Origin of the sequence: Actinomycetospora termitidis (assembly GCF_030286555.1) — a bacterium.
GTDB classification, from domain to species: Bacteria; Actinomycetota; Actinomycetes; order Mycobacteriales; family Pseudonocardiaceae; genus Actinomycetospora; species Actinomycetospora termitidis.
Genome location: NZ_JASVWF010000006.1, coordinates 204,268 through 228,566, shown reverse-complemented (window position 1 = coordinate 228,566; position 24,299 = coordinate 204,268). Strand labels below are relative to the sequence as shown.

The window sequence follows — 24,299 nt, the reverse complement described above, 5'->3', positions numbered from 1 at the left end:
TCAGGCCGGGATCCAGCTCCCGTGGAACCCGGCCGGGACGCCGCGGGGCAGCGTGACCGCCGCGACGGTGCGGGTGATGTCGGAGGCGTCGAGCACGAGCAGGCGGGACGCCGACCCGTCGCGGCGAGTGGTGATCGTGAGCAGCCAGCCGTCGTCCTCGGCGCGATCAGGGGCGACGGAGGGGACGAACACGGCCTCGCCGGCGGAGACGTCGGCGCCTGGGTCGTGGGTCGTCGTGACGCCGGTGTCCAGGTCGAGCTTCACCACGGCGTCGCTGTGTCGACCCGACGCGACGGCGTAGCGGTAGCGCGCGGAGCGGCCGACGCGGTCGTCGTCGAGCGTGGGCATCTCGAGAGCGCGGTCGTCGAGCGGGGTCTCGGTGACGGCGCCGGTGGTGAGGTCGAGCGTCCAGCGGTGGAACCGCGCGACGCCCAGCGCGACGGCCTCGGACGCCGGGTCCCGCTGCGGTCGGCGACGACGCCTCGACGGGAACAGCGCGGCGGCGTCCGCCGCGGAGTAGCGGGCACCGTCGAGAACGATCCGCCCCGACCCGGCGTCGGGAAGGAAGCTCGCCGTCCCGACGTGGAAGACGTAGCAGGGGTCGATCTCGAACCAGCGGACCGGCGCGGTCGGGTCGTCGAGGGGCATGACGCCGAGCCGGGCGCCGTAGCGCTCCTCCCACCCGAACGGCATGCCGGAGACGACCATGCGGCGCCAGGCGAAGGTCATCGGCAGGTCGAGGAAGATCGCGTGGCGGTCGGTGACGGCGAGGTCGTGCATCATCGTCGGCCGGTCGACCGCGACGGGCCGGCTCTCGACGAGGACGCCGTCGGCGGAGAGCCGGTGGTAGGTCAGGTACGGCGGGAACGGCGAGTAGCCGTGGAAGTGCATCTCGCCGGTGACCGGGTCGGTCTTGGGGTGGGCGCACATGGCGGTCGTGAGCCGACCGTCGAAGTCCTGCGGGCCGACGGTCGCCAGCTCCTCGTCGACCTCGTACGGCAGTCCCTGCTCGACCAGCGCGAGCAGCCGCCCCGCCTGCGGGACGAGGTGGGTGTTGGCGGGGACGGCGGTGAGGTCGGGACCCCGAAGGCCGAGGAACGGCTTGCCCTCCAGGGCCCGGGTGCGCACCCAACGGTTGCGATACCACTCCGCACGACCGCCGCGGAGCCGGATGCCGTGCAGCATCCCGTGGCCGCGGAACCAGTGGCCGGGGTCGTCGCCGGGCAGCGGGTTCGGGCCGTTGCGGATGTAGCGCCCGTCCAGCTCCGGCGGGATCGCCCCCTCGACCGGCAGGTCGACGGCGTCGATCTCGTCGGGGACCGGGGTGTAGCGGTCGCGCGTGGGAGGCGCCTCGGCGGTCATCGCCCTCGAGTGTGCGCCGTAGGGACGGCGTGCGCGGTGCGGGACCGGCCGACCGTGTGCATGTCAGCGACCCGGTCGCACCCCCAGCCTCCCGACGACGGGTCCTGCCGCACGTGGCTCCCAGAACTCCCGGAGCGGTAGGGCGGTCAGGGGCGTGTTCGGTGCACAGGAATCCTACGCATCACACACGACCGTCACCGACCGAGCGTGGCGTCCACGACCCCGCGCCGATGCTGAGCGCGGCGCTCTCGACGATCTCCCGATGAGCACGCTCGAAGCTCGGAGCAACCACGCAGAACCGGCCGGACGGCATGGTTCACCCCATCAGCCCATGTCGTCTCGTGATCGACTCCATAAAGTGACCACGGAACGTCACCGGGACACCGTGGGGGGACCGCGCCGTGGTGCTGTTGGATTCGCCGGCTCCCGACCCGGCACGACCTCGTCCGACGCCGGCGAGCGCATCCTCCGTGGACGCGTTCATCTCCTACAGCCACGCCGCCGACCGCGACCTGGCGCCGGCGATCCACCAGGCCCTGGAGCGTCTCGGGAAGCCCTGGTACCGGCGGCGGGCGCGGACCGTGTATCTCGACGCCGCCGGCCTCGAGGTCACCCCGAAGCTGTGGACGACAATCCAGGGCGTCCTGCTCGAGGCCCGCTATCTCGTGCTGCTGTGTTCGCCCGAGGCCGCCGCGTCCGAGTGGGTCGACCGCGAGATCCGCTTCTGGCTCGAGCACCACGGCCCCGAGTCGATCCTCGTCGTCGTGACGTCCGGGACATGGGTCTGGGACGAGCAGCAGGGCCGGCTCGACGTCGAGAACAGCTCGGCCGCACCACCCGCGCTGGCGGAGGCCTTCGTCGAGCCACCGCGCTACCTCGACCTGACCTGGGCCCGGACCAGCCCGGACATGACCCTGCGCAACGGCACCTTCCGTGACGGTGTGGCCGCGCTCGCCGCCCCCATCAGCGGTCGGTCCAAGGCCGAGCTCGAGGGCGACGACCTCCGGGAGCACCGCAAGACGGTCCGGACGGCATGGGGTGCGGCGGCCACGCTCGCCATCCTGTTGGTGTGCGCGCTGGTCGCGGCTCTCCTGGCGACCGTCAACGCAGGCGAGGCGACCCGACAGCGGGACGTCGCCACCTCCCGGCTGCTCGCCACCCAGTCCGCGACCCGGACCGACCGGGACCCGCAGCTGTCCACGCTGCTCGCCCTGGCCGCCTCCGAGGTCAGCCCGACTCCCGAGGCCACCGGAGCGATGATGCGCATGGTCGAACACGACCGGTCGGTCGTGGGGTACCTCGGCGGGCATCGGGGAGTGATCGAGACCGCGGCTGTCAGCCCCGACGGCAACACCTTCCTGACGGCGGGTCCGGGCGACCCGGTCCGGCTCTGGGACGCGACGACCCGGACGGTCCGGGCAGAGCTGCCCTCGAACACGGTGTCCGTGGCCGAGTTCGGCCCCGACGGCCGCTCGGTCGCGGTCGGCGACGGCTTCGGCACCACCGTGTGGGACCCGGGCACCCGCAGCGCGCGAACTCGCATCGATCGTCCCGCCTACGACCTCGCCTTCAGCGCCGACGGCACTCGGCTCGTGGTGGGCGGCTATCGAGGCGAGGTGATCGTCGTCGACGCCGCCACGGGAGCCGAGATGCGCCGGCTGCCGGGTCTGACCCGCCCGACGTCCGGGGTCGGGCTGTCACCCGACGGTCGGTTCGTCGCTGCCGGGGACTGGTCCGGCACCTTCCTGGTCTGGGACCTGGCCACCGGCGCCGAGGTCGCGCGGACCACCGAGTACGCCTCGATGACCAAGGGCAAGGCGGCGTTCGCGCCGGACGGTCGAACCCTCGCGGCGTCGCGCAACGGTGGGGACGTGCTCGTGCTCGACCTCGCGTCCCGCGCCTGGCAACGGGTGCCGGCTCACCAGGAGACGATCACTGGGCTGACCTACCTCGACGCCGACACGCTGGTGACGGCGTCGCGCGACGGTTGGGTGGGGCGCTGGTCGATCCCGACCTCCAGCCGGTGGGAGCAGATCGTGCAGGGTCCCGTCGGCACGACCTCCGACGTCGCCGTCGGTCCCGACGGCCGAACGATCCTCACCGGTGACTTCACGGGCAACGCGGTCGTCTGGAGGATGGGGGACGACTGGTCACGGGCGCGTGGCACGGTCACGGCCGGGACGGCCGGGGCGGCCGAGCCCGCCGCCGGACGGTCCGCGATCCTCTCCGCGGACGGCCTGACGGCCGAGGTCGTCGAGGGTGACCGCTCGATGCGGGTCGCACTCCCCGTCCAGGCCGCCTCGGTGTCCGTCGGCGGAGGTCAACTGGCCGTCGGGTACACCAACGGTGCGGTCGGTGTGTTCGACGTCCGGGACGGCACTCCCCTGAGGCTGCTCCGAGGCCTGTCGACCGGCTCCGTCGTCGCGCTCCAGCACTCCCCCGACGGGAGGCTCCTCGCCGTCGGGGACCCCGCCGGCGGCGTCGTACTCTACTCGAGCACCGACGGTACCGAGTACGCGAGCATCCCGCCGCCCTCGGTCGGACCGGAGACGTTCGAGCTGTACACCCACCTCGCCTTCAGCGCCGACGGCCGCATGCTCGCCCACAGCTCGCTCAACCACGGCCTGAAGGTGTGGGACGTCCCGAGTCGCAGCGCCGTCGCCGAGCTGAAGGGCCCGAGCTCGATCGGCACGACGAGCCTGGCCTTCGCCCCGGACGGTCGTCTCGCGCAGGGCGGCATGGACGGCAAGATCGTGATCTGGGACGTCGCCCGCCCGACGGACCCGACCGCCGTGCTCTCCGGTCAGCAGTATGCCGTCACGGGCTTGTCGTTCGGGTCGGACAACCGACTGGCTGCGGGCTCGGCGTCCGGAGGCGGCGTCAGCATCTGGGACGTGGCGCTGGGGGCCCGCGATGCGGTGCTGCGCACGAACACCGAACTCTCGTCCCAGCCGTTCTTCCTCTCCGCCGACTCGCTGCTGATCGTCGACTCCACGGGGCAACACACGTACGACCTCACGCCCGACGCGATGCGCACCAGGTTGTGCGCGTCGCGCGGCCGGGACCTGACCAGGGCCGAGTGGTCGCTGTTCACCAACGGCCGCGAGGAGGCCTCGGTGTGTGGGCAGTCGCCACGATGACGACGACCGGACGAGCGCGCGCCGATTCGTATCTCCGCATCGGCCTCGGAGGCGCGGCGATCGTCGCCGCGGTGCTCGGGTTCATCGGCTTCGAGGACCTCATCCCACGGCCCGGGCTCGAGGCCGGCGAGGGCTGGACCGACATCGCCTACTACACGCTGCAGCTCTTCCTCCTCGACGCGGCACCGCTGCAGACGATGGGCGACCTCCCGGTCGTCCTCGACATCGCCCGGTTCCTCGCGCCCGCGACGACGCTGCTGACGCTCGGGTACTCGGTGAAGGCGGTCTACGACTCCACCTATGACGCGGTGCGCGCCCGCCGGCTCGACGCCCACACGATCGTCTGCGGCGACGGTGCCCCCGCCCTGCTCGTGGCGCGCGGCGTCGCACGGGAGGGCCGGACCTGCGTCGTCATCAGTCCGGGCACCGCGAGCAGCGACCCCGCGCCCGACCTCCGCGACGAGACCGTCCTGCGCGTCGGTGGCGACCCGCGCGACGTCGACGTGCTGCGCGAGGCGCGCATCGACCGAGCCCGGGAGGTCATCGTGGTGACCGGGGACAGCGCCCGGAACACCGACGTCGCGGCGGCGGTCCGGACGGCGCTCGACGGGGTGGACACGCCACCGCCATGCTTCCTCGAGATGGCGTCCCCGGAGCTCGCCTCCGCACTCGCCGCGTACGAGCTGAACTCCGGGTCCCCGGTCCACGTGGAGTTCTTCGACCCGGTCACGCGGGCCGCCCGCCGGCTCCTCGACGCGCACCTTCCCGCGCCCGAGGACGGGTCCCTGGTGCTCGTGGGCGCCGGCGAGACCTTCGAAGCGATCCGAGAGGACCTCCGTCGTCGGGACCGCACCTCCGAACCCGCCGTGGCGTGGACCTCGACCTCACCCTCGGGGCTCGTCGAGTTCGAGATACCGGAGAACATGGTCCGGGTGGTCGTCGCCGTGGACGACGACGTCCAGGCGGTGCAGCTCGGCCTGCGTCTGCTCCAGCGGCTGCGGGACGTGCCGGTGGACGTGGTCGTCGCGACCCGGTCCAGCACTGCCCTCGGGTCCACCATCACCGGGCAGCACGTGGCGGGGTCGAGCTTCGGCCGCGCCCGTCTGAACCTCTTCAACACCACCGACCACGTCTACGACCTGTCCTCCCTGCGCGACGGCGTCTACCGGGACATGGCCCGCGTCGCCCACACCGCGTACGTCACTGCCGCCCGCAAGCGTGGCGAGTCGGCGCACGACAACGCGTCGACGGTCCCCTGGGCCCAGCTCACCGACGATCTCCAGCGCGCCAACATCGACCAGGCGCGCGGCATCGGCGCGAAGCTCCGCGCCGAGCACCTCGCCGTCGTCCCTGCCTCCGAGACCGACACCGAGTTCACTTTCGAGGGCGCCGAGCTGGAACGGCTCGCAGTCCAGGAGCACGACCGCTGGTGCGCGGACAAGAAGAAGGCCGGATGGCAGAAGGGCCCGCGCGACGACGAGGCCATGACCCACCCCGACCTCGTTCCGTGGACCGAGCTCTCGCCGGAGTCCAAGCAGAAGGACCGCGACTCGGTGCGCGCCATGCCCGATCAGCTCCGCCAGGTCGGGCTGCACGTCCTGCGCGTCAGCCGCTGACCCGTGTCGACGTCAGCCACCCGGGCGCCCGCCGACCATGGTGCCACCTACGCCGCCTTCGTCTCCTACAGCCACCGGGCCGACGGGGCCCTCGCTGCACAACTCCAGGTCGGGATCGAACGGTTCGCGACGGAGGCCCGCGCAGCCCGGACGGTGCGGGTCTTCCGCGACGACGCCAATCTCGGAGCCTCTCCGGATCTCTGGGCCACGATCGAGGACGCACTGGCGCGCTCGGAGTGGTTGGTGGTCCTCGCGTCCCCGCTCGCAGCCCGATCGGACTGGGTGGGTCGCGAACTGGACTGGTGGCGGACGCACCGCTCGGTCCACCGCATCCTGGTCGTGCTGACCGACGGCACGCTGACGTGGTCGGGCGACGACTTCGACCCGACCTCGAGCACCGCGCTGCACCCCCGTCTCCGTGGGGTCTTCGGCGCGGAACCGCGCACCGTGGACGCACGCGAGATGCGCGCTGGGGCCTCCCGTCGCGCCCGGGACGACGCGTTCCAGTCCGTGCTGGCCGACGTCACCGCCACGGTCCGCGGGGTCGAGAAGGACACGATCCGCGGAGAACATCTTGCGATCCAACGCCGGGCCGTCCGACGTGCCCGTGGTGCGGTGGTGGCGCTGTCGGTGCTCGTCGTCCTCGCACTGGTCGCCGGGGGCATCGCGTGGTACCAGCGAGGGCGCGCCGTGGAGCAGACGAACCTCGCCGTCGCGCGTCAGCTCGCGTCGACCGCCGTGTCCCGCACGGGCACGGACCTGCCGGCTGCGGCGCTCCTGGCCGTCGCCGCGTTCCGCAACACCCCGAACCCGCAGACCCGCGCGGCGCTGATGCAGACCGACCTCGCCAGCCCGCACCTGACCGGCGTCCGGCACCTGCCCGTCCCGGTCAGCTCGGTGGACGGCAGTGATGACGGCTCGACAGTGCTGGTGGGGCTCGTCGACGGACGGGTCGTCCGTCTGCCGTTCGACGGCGGACCGATGTCGGACGTCCTCACGCTACCGACGCGGGTCGACGAGATCGCGACCGATTCCTCCGGTCAGGTGGTCGTCGCCACGGGAGGCGGCAGCACGTTCCTCGCACGGAACGGTCGGACGATGCCCCTGACCGTCCCGGGGTCGAACGTCACCCACGTCGCCATGGCACCGAGCGGGCGGACCGCCGTCCTGACGCTCGATGTGCCCGCCACGCCGCAATCTCGCACGGCCGTGGTAGACGTGGCCTCCGGCGCCGCGCGGCTCGTCGTTCCCTCCATGTCCGCCGCCGAGGTCACGCTGCCGAACGACGACGAGGTGGTCGTCATGGGCCTCGAGGGGTGGGAACGTCGCCGGACCGTCGACGGTTCCGTGGTGTCGAGTGTGCCGCTGTCCGGCTTCGGGGCGCGGCTCTACGCGACCGCGATCTCCCGTGACGGGGCTGCCTTCACCCACACCAACGATTCGGGGGTCTTCGACGTCGGTTCGACGCTGTCGGGCGCGGGGGAGGTCCCCGTCTCGGAGGCGACAGCACCGGTCACGAAGGCCGACGCCCTCGCGCTCTCTCCTGACGGCCGCAGGACCGCGGCCGCAGGCGCGGGGACGATCTACGTCTCGGACGTGACCGCATCCGGAGCCGCAGCCGCGGCGCCCGTGGCCCTGACGGGGATCCCTGACGTCACGGAGGGCGGACTGGAGTTCCTCGGCGATGGGTCGCGTCTGGTCTCGGCGTCGGGCACCTCGATCGCGACGTGGGATCTCCGGCAGGTCGACCGCCTCACCCGTGCCCTCCCCACCAAAGCGGACTGGGCATGTACCGCCTGTCCTCCGCCCGAGATCGCGGTCTCCCCCGACGGAGCTCGTGTCGCGGTCCTGGACGGTCGGGAGTCCGTCCTGGCCGTCCAGTCCCTTGCCGGTGGCCCGCCGGCCATCCTACGGAGCGAGCAGATGGCGGGGGGACTCGCCTGGGACCCCGGAGGCGGGCTGACCGTTCACGCGGTCCGTCCGATCCCTCCGACGCCGCTCGTGGCCGGCACCCTGCCATCGACCTACGACGACGACGCCGTCTCCACCCGGATCACCACCGACGGCAGAGCGATCTCCGTCGTGGACGACGGGACGGTCGTGACGAGGGACGTCCGGTCCGGGCAGGTCGTGGCGGACGTCCCGGGTCCGGTCGCCCTGGGGCAGTACGACGAGGCCGTCGGGAGCGTCTCGCCGGACGGCGCTCACGCCGCGGTCGTGGGGGACGCCGGGGCCGCGGTCGTCGAGCCCGCGACGAGGCAGGTCGTGGCGCGCCTGCCGGGAGACGTCACGTCCGCCACGTACGCGGGACGGGTGCTGCTCGTGCAGCGGGCCGACGGCTCGCTCGAGACATGGACGGAGGACGGTCGCGCCCTGCTCCGTACCCTGCCGCCCGATCCCGGCTACGAGGGCGCCGCGCCGGTGACCGGCGACTCGGAGGAGCTGATCGGACGTCCGCGACTGGACGGATCGCTCGACGTCGTGGACCTCGCGAGCGGCGTCCCCCTGGCGTCGTTGCCCGCTCCTGCCGATGGGGGCCTCAAGACCGGCCACGCCTTCACCCGGGATGCCCGCACCCTGCTCTCGGTCACGGAGTCCGCCGACGAGGAGCCCACGGCGATGCTCGTGCGCGACCTCTCGGACGACGCTCTCGTCGCCCTTGCCTGTCGGGTCGCGGGACGGGACCTCACCCCGACCGAGTGGACGAGCGTGACGGGCACGGATCCACCGGACGACCTGTCGTGTCGCTGAGTGGCCCGATCTCGAGCCGGACCCGGCAGGCCCGAGATGTCCACGACGGCGAAGGTCAGAAGGGTGCGTAGGTCAGAACCCTCCGAGCGGCCACGTCCCACAGCGACCCCGCGAACAGCGCCCCGTAGCGGGCCAGCCCGCCGAGTTCCGACGCGAGGTCCGGGCCGGAGGCCCGGGCGCCGACCAGTTGGCGCGCCACGTCCAGGAAGCCCATCCAGAGCAGCCCGGCGCAGAGCGGTTCACTCCCGTCGTCGGACTCCACCCAGCCGTCGAGGATCCGGACCGACATCGTCATCGCCTCCCGCGCGACCCCGCGGACCGTGGGCGTGGTGAGGGTCTTCGTGCCGATGAAGGTCACACGGCGCCGGGTGTCGGGCGTGAGCAGGTGCAGCACGTAGAGCATGTGCTTGCGGGTCGGATCCACGCCGTAGTCGGACTCGCAGACGCCGCCCACATCGGTGGTCCGCCAGTGCCCGTCCGCGTCGAGCAGGATGTCGGCCCACCCCTTCTCGACGGTGGCACGGCCCTCCAGCACGGAGCAGGTGACGCTCCCGGAGACCTGCACCCGCTGCCGGCCCGCGTTCACGAACTCGCCGCTGTCGGGAACCGTCAGGAAGAGCTCGGCATCGGCCCGGCGACCGCGGATGCGACCGGAGAGGCGGTCCGAGAAGCGCAGTTCGACCCCGGAGTCGTAGAAGTCGCCGCGGTCGATCGGGGTGTAGGCGATCCCGCGCTCGTCGCACCACGACCGCGCGGCCCGTACCCCCGCCTCGACGGCCCGGTGCAGCCGGTCGCCGTTGAGCAGCGCGAGGTAGTGCGTCCCGACCTCCGCGCGCAGGACCTCGGCCTTCACCTCCTTCTCGAAGAGGACCTGCTCCTTGCCGTTGTTGAACCGGATTCGGTCGAGGTCGGACTGCAGGGTGCCGTTGGCCGACACCTCGAGCGCGTGGAAGAACTGCGCCAGGATGCCGGGCATCCACTCGGGGCGGGTGCTGACGGTCCACACGACCCAGATCTCGTCGGCGTCCTTCTGCACCGCGACGTCGATGTTCGCGTCCGTGTCGAACACGGCGTCGGTGTAGAGGTTCGCGTCGATCGTCACCGGCGGGAACCACACCGCCTGCGAGAGCGTGGCGACGAGCTTCTCCTCGTCCATCTGCGCCGCGGTGAACACCTGTCGCTTGCCGGTGGTCCGGTCGTGCACGGTGAACGTCGCGTCGATCGCCGACGCGTTGATCCGCGGCCACGACATGTCCCACGACGGGAAGACCTTGTCCCGGTAGCCCTTCATCGTCACCAGGGACTCCCCGCGCAGGAGCCCCCCGAGGCTGATCGAGACCCCGTCCAACGGACGCAGTTGGCGCCACAGATCGGCGATCTCGATGCCGCTGCGCCCGTCGCAGAGCAGGGCGAGGTTGAAGGCGCCGCCGCTGCACGCGTCGACGTGGTCGAACTGCAGCCCTGCCTCGGAGAGCCACACCTGCAGCACCCCGGCCTGGAACGCCACCTTGAGGCCGCCCCCGGCGAGCAGCAGCGACCTCATGGGACCGGGAGGGGGTCGTCGTAGCGGGGAGCCCCCGCCTTCTCCGGCGCCTCCCAGGTCGCGCGCCCGCTCAACCGGCGCGCGAGCCGCTCCGCGTTGCGCTCGGCGACCGCCGCGATGGTGTGCGACGGGTTGACGCCGGTCGCGGCCGGGATCGCCGCGCCGTCCACGACGAACACGCCGGGCGCGCCGAACACCTCGCCACACCCGTCGACGACGCCGTACCGCGGCGAGTTCGCCATCACCGCCCCGCCGAGGCTGTGCACCGACACCGGACGGCGGGTGAGGTACGCGAGGTCGAACTGGACCTCGTCCAGGACGTGGTTGATGTCTCCCAGGTAGTCGCGCTCCGCGTCGTAGAAGGGCCGGTTCGCGAGCCACGGCCAGCGCACGCCCACCGACCCGCACCATCCCCGCCTTACCGTCCCGGTCCCGCTGTCCCGCCCCATCGCCAGCAGCACCCCGAGGTAGCCCTCCCCGACGTCCGCCGTCGGGAGCGCCGGGTCGTCGCGGTCCGGACGCACCCCGACGTCGGACCGGAACACGTCCAGCGGCGGGATGCCGCCGTCCTGCACCAGGAACCAGGTCTCGCCGTCGTCCGAGAGCACCGCCGTCGAGATCGCCGGGCCCACCCCCGGCTGCCACTCGTCGTCGATCCGGCCGAGCGCGGTCACCAGGTAGTCCCCGTTGGGCGAGTAGTGCTCGCCGAGCCGCGACGAGAGCCGCCCCAGCCGACGCCCGTGCTCGAGCAGCAGCCCGGTGGTCCCGAGCGACCCGGCCGCCAGGACGAGGATCTCGGTGACGACGACGTGGTCGGTGTCCGTCCCGTGGTCCCGGTACTCGACGCGATAGCCCCCGCCGGAGCGCGCCAATCCCGTCACCTCGCACCGCGCCCGCACCTCGGCGCCCGCGGAGATCGCCAGCGGCAAGTAGTTCTTGTCCAGGCTGTTCTTCGCCCCGACGTTGCACCCGACGCTGCACTTGCCGCAGTGCCGGCACCCGGACTGCGTTGCGCCGAACCGGTTCACGGCCGGCGTCGAGGGGTCGCCGAAGTTCAGCGCGAGCGGCGGGTGGAACACGTCCGCGCCGGCGCCCAGCGTCGTCGCCGCCTCGCGCAACACGTCCGCCCGCCCCGGCAGCGGCCAGTACCGCTGCGCCTCCGGCTCGTCGGCGCGGCGGAGGTCGAGCATGGCGGCGACGAGGTCGTAGTAGGGATCCAGGTCCCGACGCGACCATCCCCGCGGCCACCGGCCGAACCCGTCGTCAGGAACCCGCAGGTGGACGTTGGAGTACAGCAGCGAGCCGCCGCCGACCCCCGCCGCGAGCACCACCGTGACGCCGCCCGTGAGGCGGACGTCGAACGGACCGTTCGCGTCCTGCTGCCACAGCCACGGGTCCGTGACCTTGCGCGGGAAGTCCCCGCAGAACCACCGGCCGCGCTCGAGCACCAGCACGTCGCACCCGGCCTGCGCGAGCCGGCACGCGGTCACCGCGCCGCCGAACCCGCTCCCGACCACGACCACCTGACGCCGCTCGACGTCACCGTCCATCCCCCCGGCCCCCCATTCCCAACGGCAGGTCCACCACTCCCCCGTCCAGTGCGGTCCCCAGCCGCGCGGCCGCGTCCGCCCACGGGGTCCACCCCAGAGACGTCGCGAGCTTCTCCGCAGCGGCGACGTCCGCCCGGGCCGTGGCCAGGTCGCCCAACGTCATCGCGGCGATCCCCGCGAACAGGGCCGCCGGGCCGGTGATCACGGCCCCGAACCCCAGGATGACGACGGCGTCCGGGTCCGCGGGCAGCTCGCGGCGCACCAGGCGTGCGGTCTCGACATCGCCCAGCGTCCAGGCCACGCACGCGGCCAGGCACAGGGCGGGCCGGTCGAACAGACGGCTCGACGTCGCCGCCCGACGCGCCCGGAACGCCGCGAGCCACGACGCCGCCTCGTCCCGCCGTCCGCCGCGGGCCCGCGCCACGGCCGCGGCCGCCGCCCAGGCGGCCATCGCGGGGTTGTCGGTCGCGGCCTGGTGGGCGAGATCGCCCAGGTCGTCCGCGGTGCCCGCCATCCAGTTCCGGATCATCAGGTGGACGCCGAACGCGGGCAGCGCATCCCCCACCCCGAGTTCCTGTCCGAGCTGCAGCGACGCGGTCGCCCCGGCGTCGGCGGACTCGACCTCGCCCCGGGCCAGGGCGAGTGCGGACTCGAGCACCCGCGCTGCCCAGATCAGCCGCGGCCGGTGCCACCGGGTCGCCTGGGTCGCCAGGGTCCCGCGCAGTTCCAGGGCGCGTTCGACGTCACCCGCGCCGAGGGCCGCGGTCATGAGCAGCTCGGTGGCGTCGAGGACGACGGTGGGGTCGCCGGCCTCACGGGCGAGCTCCAGACCGTCGGTGGCGAGTTCGAGACGGCGGGCCGCGGGTTCCGGTCCCTCGACGAGCTGACGGACCTCCAGCGCCCGGGCCCGGGCTCGCATCCGTACCGAGGTCCCCGGGGTCTCGGCGAGCCGGCGCATCTCCGCGAGCAGCGCCGGGCGCGGGGTGCCGATCAGCGACTCCTCGCGGAGCAGGGCCACGAGCAGCTCGAAGCGCGAGTCGGGCGGGAGCGCGAGGTGCCGCGTCCGGTGCAGCCGGGCGAGGCGGCGGGGGTCGCCGCGGACCGACCGGCCGAGCGGCTCGTCACCGACGGCGGCCCGGACGAGCAGGACCGGGTCGGGGTCGCGGGACGCGAGCGCCCGGGACACGGCGTCGTCGAGGACGACGTCGGCCTCGTCGAGCCGACCGAGCGCGCCGAGGACCAGTCCGCGGTGGACGAGCACCACGAGGTCGTGGCGCAGGACCTCGCCGGCGTCGTCGAGCAGGTCGAGCGCCTCGGTGAGGGCCCGGCGTTCGTAGGCGGCCACGCCGGCGTCGCGGCGCGCGAGGGCGACGGTGCGGTCGTCGAGCTCCGGCGCCGCGCCCAGCGTGTGGCGCAGGCGCGCGAAGGGATCGGCCTCGGGCGGGAGCTTCTCCAGCCGTGTCCGGTGCAGCGTGACGCGGACCGGCGCCGGGACCAGGTCGCTCACCGTCGCCGCGACGAGGTCGTGGCGCACGTCGAAGGCGTCCCCGTCGGTGACCACGAGCCGGAACTCGGCTGCCGCCCGCAGGTCGTCGGCCACCGCGACGGCCGAGCGGTCCAGGACGGCGGCGAGCGCGGTGATCGGGACGGGGCGCAGGACGGCGAAGGCCTCGAGGGTGCGACGGGCCGCGCGGTCGAGGCGCCCGACCTGGTGCTCCAGCACCGCTCGCAGCCGGTCGGGCACCTGGGCCGCAGCCGCGACCGCCGCCGCCTCGTCCGGCTGCCCGGTGAGCTGGTCCAGCAGGGCGACGGTGTGCAGCGGGTGACCGCCCGCCCGGCGGTGCACGAGGACGGACAGCCGCCGAACGGCGTCCCGCCCGAGCCGCCCGAGGTGCGCGTCGACCAGTTCGGCGACGGCGGCCGGGGGCAGGTCGGGCAGGGTCAGCACGACGGTGCCCGCGGCACGCGCCAGCTCGGCACGGCAGGCGCTCCAGTCCGGGTGGGGCACCACGTCGGGGACGCGGGCGGCCACGAGGACGACGACGTGCGGCGGCACCCCGTGCTGGGCGAGCCCGCCGAGAGCGGCGAGCGAGGCCGAGTCGGCGTGGTGGGCGTCGTCCAGCGTGACCAGCACGGGAGCGTCGACGGCGAGCTCGGCGAGACGTTGCCGCACCCACGGCACCGGGGCACCGGCCGGGCCCTCCGGCGGCGGTCCGAGCGCCTCGAACCACGCCGCCATCGGGGTCCGGCTCTCGTCCCAGGCACCCGGTGCCGTCGTCGCGGAGCGCCGGGCCGCGTCACGAGCGGCGGCGAGCAGGGTCGACTTCCCGATGCCGGCCTCGCCCTCGACCACCACGATCAGGCCGTCGGGCGCGTCGGAGTCCAGACCGGCGGCGATCCGGGCGAGCGGCGCCTCCCGGCCGACGAGGCGGGTGCCCGTCCGGGCGCCCGCGTCGGTCCAGGTCCGCGCCCGGTCGGCGAGCAGGCGCCGGTAGGCCTCGCGCAGCTCCTCGCCGGGGTCGACGGCGAGCTCGGCCCGCAGGTGGCGGCGTGCGGCGAGGTAGGCCTCGGTCGCCTCGCGGGGCCGACCGGTCTCGTGCAGTGCGCGGACCAGCAGCGCGTGCCACACCTCGACCTCGGGCTCCTCGGCCACCAGCGGCGTCACCGCGTCGACCGCCTCGAGCGGCCGTCCGACCTCGAGCAGGCCACGGATGCGGGTCTCGACGACGAGGCGGTGCCGGGCCTGGGCATGACGGCGGGCGAGGTCCAGCCGCGGGCTGGACAGACCCGGCCACGGGCACCCACCCCAGACGGCGAGGGCCTCGTCGGCCACGTCGACGGTGTGCGGCCCGACGGCGCCGAGGGCGGCGTCCGCGGCGCGGTGGAACCTCGTCAGGTCGACCGTCGCCGGGTCGATCTGCAGCGTGTATGCGCCGGTCGCCGAGACCAGGCCGTCGCGCGGGATGCCGAGCCAGTCCCGCAGGCGAGTCATCCGGGTGTGCAGGCTGGCCGCGGGGTTGCGGGGCATCGCGGCGTCGGACCACAGCTCCGTACACAGCAGGTCCCGTTCGACCGGTGTGCCGGGCGAGGTGGCGAGCAGGGCGAGGAGCACCTGCAGCCCGGTGCCCGGCGGGGTGCGCAGGGCGACCCCGTCCTCGACCCCGAGGCCGCCGAGCAGCCGGATGGGCCCGCACTCGACCATCGGCACCCCCGGTCGCGGAACGTGTTCCCGGACCTCGGACGCTAATAGGTCGATCGGAGTACTGGAACCCGCGGGAGGCCAGACCGCAGTCACGATTCGTGACGACCGGTGGCGAGAGGTCCCAGCGGACACAGTCCGCTCACGACGCCACCCGGAGTGTGAGCGTCGCGGTCGACATCCGACTCCCGGCTCCCGCACCGAACCTCCTCGACTCGTCCCGATGCCGCCGAGAACATCGCTCCGCTCTTACGCGCTGCTTTCATCGACATCGCCCCGGAAAGGGCTCGGGGGCGGGAACGGACATCGGGCGCATCCCGTCGAGCGTGTGCGCCGTCGTCCGAGTGAGAAGTCGGCGCCGCGTGTCTTCCGAATGAGTGGACCGATCTGGCGGATTCACGTCGCGGCGAGCACCTTTCGGCGCCACCACTTCCACGACGGGGAGAGATCATGATCGACACAGGAACGACGAGCAGAACGGGCGATGTGCAGACCACGGGACGATTCGTGGTGACCTTCGCCGACGACGTCGAGCCCGGCCAGCACGTGAGCGCGCTGCGGGAGGTGGGGCTCTCGAACGTGGCCCGGTCGACCGACTTCGCCGCGTCCGCCGTCGAGCCGTCGCAGGTCGAGGACGCGCAGGCGGTCCTGTTCTCGCAGCTCGGGATCGCCGTGGTCTCCGCCGAGCCCGGACAGGTGGAGACGCTGCAGTCGGCGTCCGAACCCCGCGTGCTGGCGGTCGAGCCGGAACGCGTCCTGCATGCGCTCACCGACACCCTCACGGAGTCCTACACGGCGGGCTATGCGCACGGCGCAGCCGATCTCGCGGCACGGCTGTCCGCCGTCGGTGCGGCGAGCGCGCCGGCGCTTCCGGCGGCGACCGCGGTATTCCAGGACAACAATCAATACACGTGGGGCCTCCAGGCCGTCTGCGTGACCCGGACGAAGCGCACCGGTCAGGGCATCACGATCGCCGTCCTCGACACCGGATTCGATCTCGACCACCCCGACTTCGCCGGGCGTGCACCGATCACGAAATCGTTCGTGACCGGACAGGCCGTGCAGGACGGGAACGGACACGGCACCCACTGCATCGGGACGTCCAGCGGGCCGAGTGCGCCCGCGGGTTCCCGGCGCTACGGCGTCGCCCCGGGCGTGCGAATCCTGGCCGGGAAGGTCCTGAACAACGCTGGCAGCGGCAACGACCAGGGCATCCTGGCGGGTATCGAATGGGCGATCACCCAGGGCGCGACGATCATCTCGATGTCGTTGGGCGCCGACGTCCGTGAGGTGTCGCAGGCCTACGAGAACGTGGGGCGCCGTGCGCTGGCCGCCGGTTCGCTGATCATCGCGGCGGCGGGCAACGCCGCGAACCGCCCGGGGGATCCTGCGTTCGTAGGCATTCCCGCGAACAGCCCGTCGATCATGGCGGTCGCGTCGCTCGATGCCGACCTCGGCATCTCTTTCTACTCGTCCGGAAGCAATCCCGTGGCAGGCGGGCAGATCGACATCGCCGGCCCGGGCCGCAACGTCTACTCGTCCTGGCCGATGCCGAAGCGCTACAACACGATCTCCGGCACCAGCATGGCCACACCCCACGTCTCCGGCGTCGCCGCGCTGTGGAGCGAGGCCACCGGTCACACCGGTCGGGCGCTGTGGTCCGACCTGACCCAGCACGCCACGCGACTCCCGCTGCCGTCGTCCGACGTCGGGGCGGGCCTCGTCCAGGCTCCGGCCTGATCCGGCTCCCCCATGATCGACGTGACCGTCACCGTCGACGACGCCCACCTGCCGAGCATCCGTGCGGTCGCGGCCGCGCTGACCGACCGTGGGATGCACGTCGACGGCGTCCGGCCGATCGTCGGAGTGATCACGGGCGCCTGCTCCGAGGAGGAGCTGCCCGGGCTCGAGGCCGTGCAGGGCGTGGTCGCAGTCGAGCGCGCCCGGGGGTTCACGGCGACCGCCCCCGACGACGAGAGCACCACAACCACGTCCCGTCCGGACCCGCCGCCCGGACCTCCCGCCACGGGGACGGGCGACGGCCCGGTCCTCGAGCGCGAGCCCGACGGCCGCTACCGGGTCGTCGACACCCCGCCCCCGTCCGAGGACGAGGGGCGTCACTGACCATCTCGAGGAAGCGAGCACCACCGTGTCCGAGACCATCTCCATGGCGACCGAGGAATCGGCGCCCGTCATCAGCGAACTCAGCAGTCCCGTCCTGGCCACCGACTCCGTCGGTGAGGACACCTGGGCGTCCGAGGGCAGCCTGCCCACGGAACCGATGCGCCCACCGACCGGGCCCGACGCCCGCACACCGTCGACCTACATCGACCCGGGCCTCTCCTACCACCTGGTGGAGGAGCCGGGTCATCCCACGCGGTACCGGATCACCGACGTCGGCAGCGAGACCCGCGTCGTCGAGGCCTCGCCGTTCGAGGTCGCCGCCGGGGTGGACAACCGCGTGCGGATCACGAACACCACGTCGTGGCCGTGGTCGGTGCACGCGCACCTGATCATCACCTACCCGGACGGGAACCGGTACATCGGTAGCGCGACGATGGTGAACCGGCACCACGCCATCACCGCCGGCCACGTCGTCTACTCGAAGGCCAATGGCGGCTGGGCGACCTCGATCCAGGTCAACGCCGCGCAGAACGACGGCACCACGCCCTACGGCGTCGCCTGGGCGACGCGGATGTTCTCGTTCACCGGCTGGACCACGAACGGGAACCGGGACTGGGACATGGGCATGCTCGTGCTCAACCAGGACCTGGGGAACCGCACCGGCTGGATGGGCCTGATCTGGACCGGCGACGGCAATCTGCAGAACCACCAGATCACCGTGGCCGGCTACCCCGGCGACAAGGGTGGCCAGCAGTTGTGGGCGGCCACCGCACCCGTCGTCACCGTGACCGCCGACCAGCTCCGCTACAACGCCTACACCAAGGGCGGCGACAGCGGAGCCGGCGTGTTCGGCCTGTGGTCCGGCATCTCCGGCGAGCACGTGTGCGCCGACCACGTCGCCGGTCCGAACGGCGTGCCCAACACCGGCTGCCGGATCACCGGCACCAAGGGCGACCGCATCGTCAAGGAATGGTTCCCGGCCTGAGTCGGCGCGCCACCCGCTCATCCACCACGAACGGAGAACAGCATGTCCTCGACCACGGTGGCCGTCTGGGAGGACGACCCCATCGATGCCGTCCACGAGCCCCTCCCGCCCGCTCACGAGCCGGTCACCCACGACCTGCCCGATCTGGACCCGCCCGGGCTCCCGGTCCGCGTCGCCGGTGACTCGCCCGCACCGGACACGTACGAACCGGGCAGCGCGGAGTTCCGGTACTGGACCCTGGCCGACGCGCTCGCCCGCGGTGCGCGGTTCTGGAGCGGGCTGGTGCCGCGCGGGACGACGTGGCAGCCCGACAACGGCCCGAAGCTCGTCGCGGTCGCCGACGAGGGTGACGACCTCAACGCGTTCTACGACCGCAACGGCCTGCACTTCTTCCACGGCCAAGTCCGCGGCACCTCGGTGTTCTCGGGCGAGAGCCCGGACGTCGTCTGCCACGAGCTCGGGCACGCCGTCCTCGACGCGGTGAAGCCGGAGCTGTTCGAGGTGGCGAGCGCGGAGACGTCGGCCTTCCACGAGTCCTTCGGCGACTGCAGCGCGATCCTCGCGAACCTGCAGATGGAGTCCCTGCGCGACGCCGTGCTCGCCGAGACCGGCGGACGGCTCTCGACCGCGTCCCGACTCTCGCGACTCGCCGAGAGCCTGGGATGGGCGATCCGACAGCTGAGCCCGGACGGCGTCGCCGACGACTGCCTGCGGCAGGCGGTCAACTCGTTCTACTACACGCCGCCGGCCGAGCTGCCTCCGCGCGCGCCGGCCTGCTCGCTGTCCTCGGAGCCGCACAGCTTCTCGCGGGTCTTCACGGCGGGCTTCTTCAAGGTCCTCGCGGGGGTGTTCGCGAAGCAGACCCAGGACTCCGACGGGCTGCTCCAGGCCTCGCAGGACGCCGGGAAGCTGCTCGTCGAGGGAGCGATCCGGGCGCGGGTGGTGCCCGGCTTCTTCGCGCAGGTCGCCGCGAGCATGGTCGCCGCGGACGCCGACCTCTTCGGCGGCCGCTATCAGAAGGTCATCGTGCGGGCCTTCGTCGGGACCGGCGTGCTGTCGGTGCACTCCGCGGCCGAGGTCGGGACCGGCCGGGCGCTCGCGACCGCCGAGGTCGCGACGCCGGAGGACGAGACGCCGCCCGCGCGGGTGTCCCTGCGCGGATCCTCCTACGGGCTGCCCGAGGACCTCGTCGTCCGTGCCGCCTCGCAGCCGCGCCGTCTCGGCGTGGCCAGCGGGATGGCCGACATCGGGGACGCGACGGCGCCCCCCGCGGAGGACCACGCGGCGTCCTTCGTCGAGGACCTGCTGCGACAGGGGCGGATCGCACCCGACGGTGCCGACGTCGGGTCGGCCCCGATCGCGGCCCGGGCGTTCACCTCGCACGAGCTCGTCAGCACGCCCGCGGGGCTCGAACTGCGCCGGACCGCCTTCCACTGCGGCTTCGACGCCCGTTGACGACGACGGGGTGCTCGGTAGCGTCCACGGGATGCCGCCGAGCACCCCGGACCAGCCCGACGACGAGGCCGCTCGCCGTCGCTTCATCGACGACCTCGTCGCCCGCGGCGAGGTCGCCCCGCGCGGCGCCGACCCGATGCCGCCGGGAACCACCCACGAGGTGGTCGAGGAGCGCGACGGCGTGATCCTCTCGGTGCGTCGGCGGCGGTTCTCGACCTCCTGAACCTCGCCTGGTCGCTCCGACGGATCAACGGATCGCGCGGCACGTAACACGCAGAGCGACATCGTTCGCCTACTCGTGCTTTGTTCACCTGAATGCTGCACAGTTCGAGTACGGAACGTTCTTCTCGCCGTCAGGTGATCCACGTCACGGTAATGCTGTCTCGCGTCCTCAAGGCGCCATCGGGGTGGAGCTCCGGACGACACCGAGGCCTCGCACCCGAGACCCCTGGGGGAACCGTGACCGTTTTCAACCGTGCTCGCCGTCGCCGGTTCGGCGGCGGAGCGCTCGGCGTTGCCGCCGCCGCCGTCCTCGTCGCGGGCATGACGCCCACCGCGCAGGCCGCACCCACGCCGTCACCGGCAACGGTGCCCGCGGGCCCGAGTGTCGGCGCCGCGCCGGTCCTCGTCCCGAGCACCGCCGTCGCGGTCGACGCCCGCACCGGCACCGTCTTCCAGGCCGACCCGCGCGGCAACCGGGTCCTGACCTTCGCGCCCGGTCCCCGCGGCTACGTCCCGACCGGGAGCATCCCCACCGGCGCCGGCCCGATCTCGGTCGTCGTCGACCCGGGCTCCGGGAACGTCTACACCGCGAACCAGGCCGGCCGCTCGGTCACCACGATCACCCGCACGGCCACCGGCTTCGCCGCCACGCGCACGACCCCGCTGATGATCGCCCCGTCGACGGTGGTCGTCGACCGCACTGGCACCGTCCACGCGACCAGCGCCCCCGAAGCCGGGCCGGTCGCCCCGCAGGCCGCCACGAGCTCGATCATGACGACGGGTCCGGCCCCGAAGAGCACGAAGCCCTCCCCCGGCCCGCGCACCGCGAGCCCGGCCGCCTCCAAGGTGGTCCTCGCGGGGTTCACCGCGATCGCCCGGGCCGCGGGCTGGTCGGCGAGCTTCAGCCCGAAGGACTACACGGTCACCTACGGACCCGGCTACGTCCGCGCCACGAACGCGGCGACGAACACCGAGTTCTGCGCCGGGGAGTGCAAGAACGTCGCGGTCGGTACGGCAGGGGTCAACGGGCAGCCGGGCGGGAACGGCGGAACCGGGTACTGCATCGGCCACTGCACGAACGTCGCGTCGGGTGGCCGCGGCGCGGACGGTACGACCGGCCCCTTCTCCACGGGCTCGGACGGCGGGAACGGCGGCACCGGCTACTGCCTCGGCCTCTGCACGAACGTTGCGAACGGCGGTGCCGGCGGCCGGGCGGTCGCCCTCGGAGCGGACGGCGACGCAGTGTTCGGGGACGGCCAACTCGCGAGCGCGTCCGGCGGCAACGGCGGGAGCGGCGGGACCGGCACGTGCTACGGCCGATGCGCCGGGGTCGCCGACGGTGGCGACGGTGGCTCCGCGAAGGCCTTCGGCGGCGACGGCGCCGTGCCGACGGCGCTCCCGGGCGAGCTCGCCGTGCCGGGGGGCGGCGGCGCCGGGCAGGCGGGCGGCGGCTCCGGTGGGAGCGCGGGCACGGCGCGTTGCGTGCCGTTGACGTGCACCCCGGCGGCCGGGTGGGACGGCACGGCGTTCGCGCTCGGGGGACGAGGGGCTGACGGGGTTCTGGTGCCGGACACCCTCGATCCCCAGGCCGGCGGTGAGGGCGGGCAGGCCTACGCCGCCGGTCGGAACCCGGTCGCCGTGGGCGGCGCCGGCGGCCGCGGGGCGGACGGGAGTGCCGGCGCCGCGGACCTCCTCGTGCGCACAGGAGACGGCGGCGACGGCGGGAGCGCGCGCACGGCTGGTTCGGGAGGCGTCGCCCTCGGTGGCGCCGGCGGCGCGAGTGGGGCCGTGCGTGGCGCACCGGATGCCGCCGGAACTGGAAACGGGGGCGACGGCGGGAGCGCCCTGGTCGAAGGCAGCGGGGCGTCCGCGATCGGCGGTGCCGGTGGGTCCTCCCGCAACGCGACCACGACGGCCTACGCAGAGACCGGCAACGGTGGTTCAGGCGGTGACGCCACCGCCATCGGGGGCTCTTCGAAAGCTCAGGGCGGTCGGGGCGGGTCGGCGGGCTCCGCGACGGGCGGCGTGGCCATCTCCGGCGACGGCGGGGACGGCGGCGACAGCGCCGTGAACGACGGGGCCGTCGGCACCGGTGGTCGCGGTGGGAACGGCGGTGACGCCACCTCGACGGACGATGTCATCGCCAACGCCGGTGACGGTGGCGACGGGGGCAACGGCGGGGACGGCGCCGGGAATGGCTCGCCCGGCCGGGGCGGGGAAGGCGGTTCCGCCTCCGGCGGGAGCACCAACATCCAGGGCACGGACGGCGCGACGGGCGGCAATGCCCCGCAGGACGCGGAGGCGCCGCCCGCCTAGAGGCACCGACGCCGGTGCCCGTCCGCCGAGGCGGGTACCGGCGTCCCTGCGACGTCTACGCCACGACCCGGGATGGGAATGTCCGAGTCCCGCCGACTCGGTCGCGGACCAGCGGTTCGCCACGCAACGAACGCGTGCGCCACGCACGACCGTGGAGGGACATCGAGCTGGTCCAGGACAGCAGTCACCCGGCGGCCCAGGGGTCGCAGAGTTCATGGTCGATGAGGTCGCGCTCGGCGCTCCGGTCGGGATCGGCCGGCCCGTCGAGGGCGGCCGCGACGTCGTCCCAGGAGCGCCACCGTCGTGACTCGGCCGGCACCAGCACCGCACGTATACGCCCCGACACCGTCACCTCGATCCGCTCCCCCGCCTCCACGCGCCGCACGATCTCCGAGGCGTTCTGCCGAAGTTCAGGCAGTCCCACCGATTCCACGGCTCCAGGGTGGCAGCTGTGCCGACCTCTTGGTGAGCTCATGCTCTGGCTCACCGGTAGTGCGGCTGGGTCGACCCTTCGCCCATCGCGGCCGCCATCACCGCGGCCGTCGGCAGCAGATCGGCAGCCGCCGCGCCCGCACTCCACCGGCGGCGGTCGACGACGACCTGGTCGAGACCCTCCAGGACCGGGACGAGGCGGCCGATCTCGTGGTCGACGTCCGCGACGGTCAGTGGGTGTCCGCCGATCATCCACCGGTCTCCCAGCATGTCCGCGACCCGACGCGCAAGCTCGTCCTCCTCGACCGGACTCCCGCTGAGGACGACCGCCACCACCATCACCGCCAGCCGGTCCAGGAACCCGCCGTCCGGCCCGAACCACGACCGCAGCCGTCGCAGCACCTCGAGGTCGTCCGAGGCCGCCTTGATCGGCGCCACCACACCGCGACGGACGCGGAGGACCTTCGCCTGCCGCAGCACGTCGTGCAGCGCGGCGAGCGGCATGAGGTCCTCCTCGATGCTCGCCGGCTTCTCGGAGAACGCCCACTCCGGACGGTGCTCCTGGATCGCGCGGACGACCTTGCGGGGCAGTCGCCCGCCCGGGGTGAGCTCGACCCCGTCGTCGAGAACCTCCAGCAGCAGACGCACGCCCGGCGGGACCGAGCCGACCACGTGGCGGACCAACCGGTCGGTAGCGGCGAGGTCGAACTCCGGCACGCCCCCAGCCGTCCAGCGGAGCATGTCGTCGTGGTCGGGATGGCCCGGATCGGCGAGCGCCGCGCGGAGCCGCTCGTAGCCATGGGGTCCACCGCAGTCCTCGAGCGGGCAGCTCCCACTGCCGTCCACGCAGCCCGGCTCGTCACCTCCGGAGCCGAGGAGCTCGACGTCGTGGACCCATCCATCGCCGAAGTCGTACTCGTACGAGAACCGCTCGCCGAGGACTCGCATCGGCACGCTGGTCTCGTAGAGCTCGTCGTCCGGCTTGTCCTCGTCGGGCGTCGAGTAGCGACCACCCGCGCCCTCGAACGCGTGCAGATGGACGTTCACCCAGCCCATCGCCGCCTGCAGCACCTGGTGCAGTTCCGGCAGCGTCAGAGCCGCCGGGACGTCCACGACGCGCTCGACCGGCGGCTCGACGTCGCGCAACCGGACCTTCAGCCTCACCGTCCGCACGGGGCCAGTGTGTCGACGCTAAGCGCACCTGCCGCACTCGACCCTCGCTCCCCCATGCCGCGTCGGCGGTCCAGACGGTCGCGTCCAGCCGTTCCGCGGTCGCCAGGCACAAGCGGTCGGCCAGGGACAACCCGAGGCCGGTCCGCCAGAGCAGAGCGGCGGACTCGGCGTCCTCCGCCGTCACCGGCTCACCGCTCGTCGTCGGCTGCCGCTGCCCGCCGTTCGCCCACCAACTCGTCGACGAGGTCGCCGCCCTGCAACTGCCGACGCACCAGATCACGCGCGTGCTCGCGGGTCGTCAGCACGATGCCGGCGTCGGTCTCGACGAGCAGGAGTGGCGAGCCGGAGACCAGCCCCAGGTGCTCGCGCAGTTCCGCGGGTACGACGAGGCGACCACGGTCGCCCATCGACACCGCGTACGTCCCACCCAT

Annotated in this window: 16 protein-coding genes and 3 pseudogenes; 9 read left to right on the top strand and 10 right to left on the bottom strand. The window is 73.2% G+C overall.

Translation table 11 applies throughout. The features are described from left to right. Positions 1–1,362, bottom strand: coding sequence for a carotenoid oxygenase family protein (locus tag QRT03_RS23995; protein WP_286055620.1), 1,362 nt, complete (start codon positions 1,360–1,362; stop codon positions 1–3). A 470-nt stretch (positions 1,363–1,832) separates the two neighbouring features. On the opposite strand from QRT03_RS23995, the gene QRT03_RS23990 reads away from it, so the two are divergent. From QRT03_RS23990 to QRT03_RS23980, 3 genes are read left to right on the top strand one after another with little or no spacing between them, the layout of a single operon-like run. Continuing rightward, the gene (locus QRT03_RS23990; protein ID WP_286055619.1) at positions 1,833–4,502 is read left to right on the top strand and encodes a toll/interleukin-1 receptor domain-containing protein; all 2,670 of its coding nucleotides are present in this window, start codon (positions 1,833–1,835) and stop codon (positions 4,500–4,502) included. After that, positions 4,481–6,118, top strand: a complete 1,638-nt coding sequence (locus QRT03_RS23985; RefSeq protein WP_286055618.1) for a RyR domain-containing protein — start codon at positions 4,481–4,483, stop codon at positions 6,116–6,118. Before QRT03_RS23990 ends, QRT03_RS23985 begins: the two co-directional genes overlap by 22 nt. A 3-nt stretch (positions 6,119–6,121) precedes the next feature. Further along, entirely contained in the window at positions 6,122–8,869 is a 2,748-nt protein-coding gene (locus QRT03_RS23980) for a toll/interleukin-1 receptor domain-containing protein (protein ID WP_286055617.1), read from the top strand. Between the two features lie 55 nt (positions 8,870–8,924). Here QRT03_RS23980 and QRT03_RS23975 read toward each other — a convergent pair whose 3' ends face one another. The 6 genes and pseudogenes from QRT03_RS23975 to QRT03_RS23960 form a co-directional block, all read right to left on the bottom strand. Beyond that, positions 8,925–10,412 carry a patatin-like phospholipase family protein gene (locus QRT03_RS23975; RefSeq protein WP_286055616.1) on the bottom strand — a complete coding sequence of 496 codons (1,488 nt, stop codon included), beginning with the start codon at positions 10,410–10,412 and terminating at the stop codon, positions 8,925–8,927. Beyond that, positions 10,409–10,672 (bottom strand): annotated as a pseudogene (locus QRT03_RS32240) (GMC oxidoreductase); the annotation flags it as partial. The pseudogene QRT03_RS32240 and the gene QRT03_RS23975, both read right to left, overlap by 4 nt. A gap of 489 nt (positions 10,673–11,161) precedes the next feature. Next, positions 11,162–11,740, bottom strand: a pseudogene (locus QRT03_RS32235) (GMC family oxidoreductase N-terminal domain-containing protein); the annotation flags it as partial. A gap of 84 nt (positions 11,741–11,824) precedes the next feature. Beyond that, a pseudogene (locus QRT03_RS32230) lies at positions 11,825–11,962 on the bottom strand (FAD-dependent oxidoreductase); the annotation flags it as partial. After that, positions 11,952–15,164, bottom strand: coding sequence for an ATP-binding protein (locus QRT03_RS23965; RefSeq protein WP_286055846.1), 3,213 nt, complete (start codon positions 15,162–15,164; stop codon positions 11,952–11,954). The pseudogene QRT03_RS32230 and the gene QRT03_RS23965, both read right to left, overlap by 11 nt. Positions 15,165–15,557: 393 nt before the next feature. Beyond that, positions 15,558–15,923, bottom strand: a complete 366-nt coding sequence (locus tag QRT03_RS23960) for a hypothetical protein (protein WP_286055614.1) — start codon at positions 15,921–15,923, stop codon at positions 15,558–15,560. On the opposite strand from QRT03_RS23960, the gene QRT03_RS23955 reads away from it, so the two are divergent. The 6 genes from QRT03_RS23955 to QRT03_RS23930 all read left to right on the top strand — a co-directional run bounded on the left by QRT03_RS23955 (position 15,891) and on the right by QRT03_RS23930 (position 22,263). Beyond that, positions 15,891–16,901, top strand: a complete 1,011-nt coding sequence (locus QRT03_RS23955; protein ID WP_286055613.1) for a S8 family serine peptidase — start codon at positions 15,891–15,893, stop codon at positions 16,899–16,901. The two genes, QRT03_RS23960 and QRT03_RS23955, sit on opposite strands and share 33 nt — an antisense overlap. Positions 16,902–16,922: 21 nt before the next feature. Continuing rightward, on the top strand, positions 16,923–17,285 hold the full coding sequence (locus QRT03_RS23950; protein ID WP_286055612.1) for a hypothetical protein: 363 nt from the start codon (positions 16,923–16,925) through the stop codon (positions 17,283–17,285). Positions 17,286–17,310: 25 nt separating this feature from the next. Continuing rightward, on the top strand, positions 17,311–18,270 hold the full coding sequence (locus QRT03_RS23945; RefSeq protein ID WP_286055611.1) for a trypsin-like serine peptidase: 960 nt from the start codon (positions 17,311–17,313) through the stop codon (positions 18,268–18,270). Positions 18,271–18,312: 42 nt separating this feature from the next. Next, positions 18,313–19,725, top strand: coding sequence for a gluzincin family metallopeptidase (locus tag QRT03_RS23940; protein WP_286055610.1), 1,413 nt, complete (start codon positions 18,313–18,315; stop codon positions 19,723–19,725). Positions 19,726–19,756: 31 nt separating this feature from the next. Then, positions 19,757–19,948 carry a hypothetical protein gene (locus tag QRT03_RS23935; RefSeq protein ID WP_286055609.1) on the top strand — a complete coding sequence of 64 codons (192 nt, stop codon included), beginning with the start codon at positions 19,757–19,759 and terminating at the stop codon, positions 19,946–19,948. 236 nt (positions 19,949–20,184) lie between these two features. Next, positions 20,185–22,263: a hypothetical protein gene (locus QRT03_RS23930; protein WP_286055608.1), complete on the top strand. Its 2,079-nt coding sequence runs from the start codon at positions 20,185–20,187 to the stop codon at positions 22,261–22,263. Positions 22,264–22,447: 184 nt separating this feature from the next. On the opposite strand, the gene QRT03_RS23925 is transcribed toward QRT03_RS23930, so the two are convergent. The 3 genes from QRT03_RS23925 to QRT03_RS23915 form a co-directional block, all read right to left on the bottom strand. Continuing rightward, on the bottom strand, positions 22,448–22,738 hold the full coding sequence (locus QRT03_RS23925; protein WP_286055606.1) for a type II toxin-antitoxin system Phd/YefM family antitoxin: 291 nt from the start codon (positions 22,736–22,738) through the stop codon (positions 22,448–22,450). Positions 22,739–22,746: 8 nt separating this feature from the next. Next, a complete protein-coding gene (locus QRT03_RS23920; protein ID WP_286055605.1) occupies positions 22,747–23,868 on the bottom strand; it encodes a plasmid pRiA4b ORF-3 family protein in 1,122 nt (373 codons plus the stop codon). Between the two features lie 188 nt (positions 23,869–24,056). Further along, entirely contained in the window at positions 24,057–24,299 is a 243-nt protein-coding gene (locus tag QRT03_RS23915) for an AbrB/MazE/SpoVT family DNA-binding domain-containing protein (RefSeq protein ID WP_286055603.1), read from the bottom strand.